Source organism: Streptomyces sp. NPDC127098 (assembly GCF_042722465.1).
Classification (GTDB): domain Bacteria; phylum Actinomycetota; class Actinomycetes; order Streptomycetales; family Streptomycetaceae; genus Streptomyces; species Streptomyces millisiae.
Map to the genome: position 1 here is coordinate 2,427 of NZ_JBHXFJ010000117.1, position 7,683 is coordinate 10,109.

The window sequence follows — 7,683 nt, forward strand, 5'->3', positions numbered from 1 at the left end:
GCGTCGGCTGGTTCTTTTTTTTATATTCCACTGTTGTGGGCCGGCCCCCGGGGGCCCCCTTGGGGGGGGGGCTCGGATCCCCCCCCCGGGGGGGGGCGTCCCTCCGGCGCGGCGCGCCGAAGGAACGCCAAGACCTGGGCGGCCCTTGACGCAACGGCACCACGCGGGCGCCGTTAGGCTTCCGGCACGACCCTGCGATTGACGCAGCCGGCGACCGGAGGAGCGCCCCGTATGAGCCTGACCCTGAGGACCATCAGCCGCGAGGAGCATCTGGCGTACATCCGTTCGCTGCCCTCGGCCAGCCACATGCAGGTGCCGGCCTGGGGTGACGTGAAGTCCGCCTGGCGGTCCGAGTCCCTCGGCTGGTTCGACCGGACGGGCCGCCTCGTCGGCGCCGGCCTGGTGCTCTACCGGCAGGTCCCGAGGGTGAAGCGGTATCTGGCGTACCTGCCGGAGGGCCCGGTGATCGACTGGTTCGCGCCGAACCTCGAGGAGTGGCTGCGGCCGATGCTCGACCACCTGAAACAGCAGGGGGCGTTCTCGGTCAAGATGGGCCCGCCGGTGGTGATCCGCCGCTGGGACGCGGCCGCGGTCAAGTCCGGCATCCAGAACCCCGACGTCAAGCGGCTGCGGGACGTCTCGGCGACCTTCATCGAGCCGCGCGCCTTCGAGGTCTCGGACAAGCTGCGGCGGATGGGCTGGCAGCAGGGCGAGGACGAGGGCGCCGGCTTCGGGGACGTACAGCCGCGCTACGTCTTCCAGATCCCGCTGCGGGGCCGCTCGCTCGACGAGGTCCAGAAGGGCTTCAACCAGCTGTGGCGGCGCAACATCAAGAAGGCCGAGAAGGCCGGCGTCGAGGTCGTGCGGGGCGGCTACGAGGACCTGGGCACCTGGCAGCGGTTGTACGAGATCACGGCGGAGCGCGACCGCTTCCGCCCGCGCCCCCAGTCGTACTTCGAGCTGATGTGGCGGGTGCTGAACTCCGAGGACCCGGACCGGATGCGGCTCTACATCGCCACGCACGAGGGCGAGCCGGTGGCCGCGGCCACGATGCTGATCGTGGGCGGCCACGTGTGGTATTCGTACGGTGCGTCCGCCAACCACAAGCGGGAGGTACGGCCGTCCAACGCCATGCAGTGGCGCATGCTGCAGGACGCGCACGGCCTGGGCGCCGACGTGTACGACCTGCGGGGGATCGGTGACTCGCTCGAGGACACCGACCATCTCTTCGGCCTGATCCAGTTCAAGGTGGGGACGGGCGGCGAGGCGGCCGAGTATCTCGGCGAGTGGGACTTCCCGCTCAATAAGCTTCTCCACAAGGCGTTCGACATGTATATGTCGCGGCGCTGAACCCTCACCTCACGCACCGGAGCAACACCCCCCGTACGCACCGCGTGGCAGCGCGGAGAAAGGGTCACCCAGGCCATGGCGCTCACCCTTTACGTCGACCGCGACCGCTGGCGGGCGCACCAGCGGTCGGTGGTGGCTGACTTCCCCGACCTGATCCCCGTCTGCAAGGGAAACGGCTACGGCTTCGGCCACGACCGGCTCGCCGAGGAGGTCGCGCTGCACGGCCTGGAGACCATGGCGGTGGGCACCACCTACGAGGCCGCCGCCATGAAGGACCGCTTCAGCGGCGACCTGCTGGTGCTGACGCCCTACCGGCGCGGCGAGGAGCCGGTGCCGCTGCCCGACCGGGTGATCAGGAGCGCCTCGTCGGTCGACGGGGTGTACGGCCTGGTCGGCTCCCGGGTGGTGGTCGAGGTGATGAGCTCGATGAAGCGCCACGGAGTGTCACCGCGCGACCTCGGCAAGCTCCAGGCCGCGCTGGACGAGGTGCGGCTCGAGGGCTTCGCGATCCACCTGCCGCTCGACCGCACCGACGGCACGGACGCGGTCGAGGAGGTCATCGGCTGGATGGACCGGCTGCGGGCCGCCCGGCTGCCGCTGGACACGATGTTCGTCAGCCACCTGTCCTCGCCGGAGCTGAGCAGGCTGCGGCAGCAGTTCCCGCAGACCAGGTTCCGGGCCCGGATCGGCACCCGACTCTGGCTCGGCGACCACGGGGCCACCGAGTACCGGGGCGCGGTGCTCGACGTGACGCCGGTGGCGAAGGGCGACCGGTTCGGCTACCGGCAGCAGAAGGCACCGGGCGACGGCTGGCTCGCGGTGGTGGCCGGCGGCACCTCGCACGGCGTGGGCCTTGAGGCGCCCAAGGCGCTGCAGACGATCACCTCGCGCGCCAAGGGCATGGCCAGGGCCGGTCTCGCCACGGTGAACCGCAACCTGTCGCCGTTCGTCTGGGACGGCAAGCAGCGGTGGTTCGCCGAGCCGCCGCACATGCAGGTGTCGATCCTGTTCGTGCCGGCCGAGGCCAAGGGACCGAAGGTCGGGGACGAGCTCAAGGCGATCCTGCGGCACACCACGACCCAGGTCGACCGCGTCGTCGACCGCTGACCGCCGCGCCGCGCCCACCCACAGACGACGGCAGCCCCGGTTGCGGTCCGGGGCTGCCGTCCTGTTGTGCGCCCGGCTTGGCCGTGGCGCACACCGGTCGGGCCGTGGGCCCGTCCGGCCGCTTTCGAAGCGAGCCGCGCGGGCTAGCGCTCGACCTCGCCGCGGATGAACTTCTCCACGTTGTCGCGCGCCTCGTCGTCGAAGTACTGCACGGGCGGGGACTTCATGAAGTAGGACGACGCCGACAGGATCGGGCCGCCGATGCCGCGGTCCTTGGCGATCTTGGCCGCACGCAGCGCGTCGATGATGACGCCCGCGCTGTTCGGGGAGTCCCAGACCTCGAGCTTGTACTCCAGGTTCAGCGGCACGTCGCCGAAGGCACGGCCCTCGAGGCGGACGTAGGCCCACTTGCGGTCGTCCAGCCAGGCCACGTAGTCGGACGGGCCGATGTGGACGTTCTTCTCGCCCATCTCGCGGTCGGTGATCTGGGAGGTGACCGCCTGGGTCTTGGAGATCTTCTTGGACTCGAGCCGGTCGCGCTCCAGCATGTTCTTGAAGTCCATGTTGCCGCCGACGTTCAGCTGCATCGTGCGGTCCAGGACGACGCCCCGGTCCTCGAAGAGCTTGGCGAGCACCCGGTGGGTGATGGTGGCGCCCACCTGGGACTTGATGTCGTCGCCCACGATCGGGACGCCGGCCTCGGTGAACTTGTCCGCCCACTCCTTGGTGCCGGCGATGAAGACCGGCAGCGCGTTGACGAAGGCGACCTTCGCGTCGATGGCGCACTGCGCGTAGTACTTGGCGGCGTCCTCGGAGCCGACCGGCATGTAGCAGACCAGCACGTCGGCCTTGGTGTCCTTGAGCACCTGGACGACGTCCACCGGCTCCTCGTCGGACTCGGTGACGATCTCGCGGTAGTACCTGCCGAGGCCGTCGTGGGTCTCGCCACGCTGCACGGTCACGCCGGTGTTGGGCACGTCGCAGAGCTTGATGGTGTTGTTCTCGCTGGCGCCGATGGCGTCGGCCAGGTCGGTGCCGACCTTCTTGGCGTCGACGTCGAAGGCGGCCACGAACTCGATGTCCGAGACGTGGTAGTCACCGAACGTGACGTGCATCAGGCCGGGGACCCGGCTGTCCGGGGCGGCGTCCTTGTAGTACTCGACGCCCTGCACCAGCGAGGCGGCGCAGTTGCCCACGCCAGCGATGGCTACGCGAACCGAACCCATTCCGGTTGCTCCCTGTGGTTGTTCTGACATGACCCCGCATCGTCGCGGGGGTGTTGGTGGGGGTTTTCCGGGGGCTCGCCCCCGCGCGGTGTCGTCACCGCGGTGCTGTGGCCTGTTACGGAGAGGTGTCGCCCCGATCGCGCTGTTCGCGCCGGTCGCGCCCCTCCCGCTCGCTCTCGATCAACTCGTTGAGCCAGCGGACCTCACGCTCCACGGACTCCATGCCGTGGCGCTGCAGTTCGAGGGTGTAGGCGTCCAACTTCTCGCGGGTGCGGGCCATCGAGGCGCGCATCTTGGCGAGACGCTCCTCGAGCCGGCTGCGACGGCCCTCGAGCACGCGCATCCGCACGTCCCGCGAGGTCTGGCCGAAGAAGGCGAAGCGCACACCGAAGTGCTCGTCCTCCCAGGCGTCGGGACCGGTCTGGGCGAGCAGTTCCTCGAAACGCTCCTTGCCCTCGGCCGTCAGCCGGTAGACGATCCTCGCGCGGCGGTTGGTCAGCGGCACGGCCCGCGGGTCGTCCGGGTCGCGGCCCGACTCCTCGGCGAGCCAGCCCTGCTGGACGAGCGTCTTGAGGCAGGGATAGAGAGAGCCGTAGCTGAACGCCCGGAAGACGCCCAGCGAGGTGTTGAGCCGCTTGCGCAGCTCGTAGCCGTGCATCGGGGCCTCGCGCAGAAGGCCGAGGACGGCGAACTCCAGAACACCTGAGCGCCGGCTCACCGGTGCGACCACCTCCGCTCTCATCCGTCGTGCCTTGCCTTGCCTTACTCGTCCGTGCCGTGCGGCGACGCCGCACCTTACTCTTACCTCGATGCATTGAACCGATGTATCGGCTCGATACATCTCGACGATAGAACGGGGCGCGGGAGGCCGCAAGCGGGCACTCGGTGAGGGGGGTCACATCTTCACTTCACCGCAGGCGTTATGCACCCATTGGTCCGTAGGCCAAGAAAGGCGCGTTTTGGGGCTGCGTAGTCTTGGCCCGTGCAGACCACCGCGACCGGGAACCCGATGACGCCCGACGGCGTCATGATTCGTGGTGCAGTGCGCCCGAACGCGTGGCCGGGTCGCACGTCGGGGGACTGGAAGACACCAGTAGGACCTGCCCTAGCAGGCTGCCCACGTCCGTACGAGGAGTAGCTGTCCATGAGCGAGCACCGTCGCAAGCAGCCGCCGGGGCGCGGTCGCCGCGGAGCGCCCCAGAACGGCCGCCGAGCCGGGCCACCGCCACCGCCACCCGCCGGGACTGAGCCGCCGGTCGACGCCACGGCCGAGCTGACGCCGACCCGCCCCGCGTACGGCAGCCGCGCCGAGGCCCGACGCGCGGCACAGCGCTCCGCGGGTGGCAGCCGCCGCCGGCGCGCGCCCGAGACGCCGCGCAAGAAGCGCTTCATCGACTACCCGCGCCACAACCACACGGGCTGGCGGCGCTGGGTGCCGTCCTGGAAGCAGACCCTCGGCTCGGCGCTGGCGTTCTGCGCGCTGATGATGGGCGCGGTGGCCGCCGCGTACCTGATGATCCCGATGCCCAACGCCAACGCCATCGCCACGGCGCAGAGCAACGTCTACTACTGGGCGAACGGCGATCGGATGGTGGTCTCCGGCGGGGACAACGTGAACCGCCAGATGGTCGGTCTCGACGACATCTCCGTCGACATGCAGGACTCCGTCGTGGCCGCCGAGAACCAGTCCTTCTGGACCGACTCCGGCATCGACCTGCGGGGCATCGGCCGCGCCATGCTCAACATGGCGCGCGGCGGCGAGGTCCAGTCCGGGTCCACGATCACCCAGCAGTACGTCAAGAACATGTTCCTCTCCCAGGACCAGACCCTCACCCGGAAGGCACGCGAGCTGCTGCTCTCCGTGAAGGTCGGCACCGAGGAACCCAAGGAGGAGATCCTCGAGGGCTACCTCAACACGTCCTGCTACAACCGCGGCGCCTGCGGCATCCAGGCCGCGGCCCAGGCGTACTACGGCGTCGACGCCCGCGACCTCAACGCCAGCCAGTCGGCGTTCCTGACCTCGCTGCTCAAGGGCCCCAGCCTCTACGACCCGTTCGACAGCGAGACCGGCGAGCTCAACGAGGCCAACCTGGCGCGGGCGCAGGAGCGCTGGGAGTCGACGCTGCGCCAGCGGAACGAGATCGAGATCCGCGGCAACCGGCTGAGCGACGAGGACCTGGCGGCCATCCTCGAAGATGGCTTCCCCATGCCGGAGCCTCCCACCCGGGCCATGGTGAAGGCCGGCCAGATCGGTTACCTCACGGACCTCGCCGACAACTACCTGATCTCGCAGGACTTCGTCACGGCGGACGAACTGGCGGGCGGCGGCTACCACATCTACACCACCTTCGACGAGACGATGGTGGAGCAGATGGAGCAGGCCGTCCGGCAGGTCAGCGAGGAGAACCTGGACCCGGAGGAGCGCGACGAGGACCGGCACGTCCAGTTCGGCGGCGCGGCCGTGGTGCCGGGAGACGGCGCGATTCGCGCGATCTACGGCGGCACCGACTGGACCGAGCACTTCACCAACAACGCCAACAGCCCCAACGTGCAGGTCGGCTCGACCTTCAAGCCGTTCGTGCTCGCGGCGGCCTTCCAGACCGGCGTCCGCGACCCCGATGGTCCACCGGACCAACCGGACAGCGAGCGGACGATCGTCTCGCCGGACAGCGTCTACCGCAGCGAGGACATGCTCCCCATCACCCTGTACAACGGGGAACCGGCCGTGGTGGAGGACGAGCAGACCGGTGAAGAGAGACAGTGGGAGCAGGCCAACTTCGAGGGCAACGACCAGGGCGACATCACCCTGCGCGAGGCGACCATCGTCTCGGCGAACTCACCCTTCGCCCAGCTCGGCATGGACGTCGGCCCCGAGCAGGTGAGTGAGGCCGCCCAGGCGGCGGGACTGCTGCCCGACAGCCTGGTCGAGGCCAACGACAGCGTGCCCACCTTCGCCCTCGGTGTCTCCACGCCGGGGCCGATCCGGATGGCCTCCGCCTACTCGACCTTCGCGGCCGGAGGCGAGCAGAACGAGCCGTACTCGGTGCGCGAGGTCCGGGACCCCGAGGGGAACACGGTCTTCGAGCACGAGGAGACCTCCAACCAGGCCTTCGACTCGGATGTCGCCAACACGGTGACCGACCTGCTGGTCGACGTGGTCCAGGACCCCGACGGAAGCGGCTACCGCGCCGCCGACATCGGCTTCCCGGTGGCCGGCAAGACCGGCACCACGGACGACAACCGGAGCGCCTGGTTCGTCGGCTACAGCTCCGAACTCTCCACTGCCATCGGCATGTGGCGACAGCCCGATGACGAGGAGGACCTCTCCGAGGAGGAGATCGCGGAGGGCTACCGCGTCGGCTCCTTCATGTCGATGTACGACACCGCCGGTCTTGAACGGATCAACGGTGGCTCGCTGCCGCTGTCCGTGTGGATGAACTTCATGAGCGCGGCGGAGACCGGCGACGAGGAGGAGTTCCCCGAGCCGCCGGAGGACTTCGGCGACGAGGTCTGCGGCGGCGGTGCCGAGTGCCCCGAGGACGAGCCGACCGACCAGCCGACGGACGAGCCGACCGAGGAACCGACCACCGAGGAACCGACCGAGGAACCGACCACGCAGGAGCCGACCGAGGAACCGACCACGCAGGAGCCGACGCCGGACCCGACCGAAACCTGCAACCCGTTCGACCCGACCTGTAACACCGACTCCGGCGGCACCGCCGACGGTGGCGCGGACGCCGGGGGGACCGCGGACGGCGGCACCGACACCGGGGGGACCGCGGACGGCGGCACCGACACCGGTCAGGACAACGGCGGCCAGACCAACGGCAACGAAGGAGACACCGGAGCGATCTGGGGCGGCGGATAACCGCCACCCCGGCGACGGTCGCCGCGGCCCCCCGCGCCCCTCAAGGGGGCGGGGGGGCGCGGCCTGTGGGCGCGTGGTGGTGGCCTGTGCCCCCCCCGCGGTGTGTTATAAAAAACAGACGCGGCCGGCGAG

5 protein-coding genes are annotated in these 7,683 nt (G+C 69.7%); 3 read left to right on the forward strand and 2 right to left on the reverse strand.

All coding sequences use genetic code 11. The features are described from left to right. Window positions 1-231: 231 nt before the first annotated feature. Together ACFWI8_RS35505 and ACFWI8_RS35510 are read left to right on the forward strand one after the other, a co-directional pair. On the forward strand, window positions 232-1,350 hold the full coding sequence (locus ACFWI8_RS35505; protein WP_387100168.1) for a lipid II:glycine glycyltransferase FemX: 1,119 nt from the start codon (window positions 232-234) through the stop codon (window positions 1,348-1,350). 75 nt (window positions 1,351-1,425) lie between these two features. Then, window positions 1,426-2,457, forward strand: a complete 1,032-nt coding sequence (locus tag ACFWI8_RS35510) for an alanine racemase (RefSeq protein WP_387100171.1) — start codon at window positions 1,426-1,428, stop codon at window positions 2,455-2,457. A 143-nt stretch (window positions 2,458-2,600) separates the two neighbouring features. Here ACFWI8_RS35510 and ACFWI8_RS35515 read toward each other — a convergent pair whose 3' ends face one another. After that, a complete protein-coding gene (locus ACFWI8_RS35515) occupies window positions 2,601-3,683 on the reverse strand; it encodes an inositol-3-phosphate synthase (RefSeq protein ID WP_311599810.1) in 1,083 nt (360 codons plus the stop codon). Between the two features lie 115 nt (window positions 3,684-3,798). After that, window positions 3,799-4,401, reverse strand: coding sequence for a PadR family transcriptional regulator (locus tag ACFWI8_RS35520; protein WP_311599809.1), 603 nt, complete (start codon window positions 4,399-4,401; stop codon window positions 3,799-3,801). A gap of 426 nt (window positions 4,402-4,827) precedes the next feature. Between ACFWI8_RS35520 and ACFWI8_RS35525 the strand changes: the two genes are divergently transcribed. Beyond that, window positions 4,828-7,551: a transglycosylase domain-containing protein gene (locus tag ACFWI8_RS35525; RefSeq protein ID WP_387100175.1), complete on the forward strand. Its 2,724-nt coding sequence runs from the start codon at window positions 4,828-4,830 to the stop codon at window positions 7,549-7,551. The last annotated feature ends 132 nt before the right edge of the window (window positions 7,552-7,683 follow it).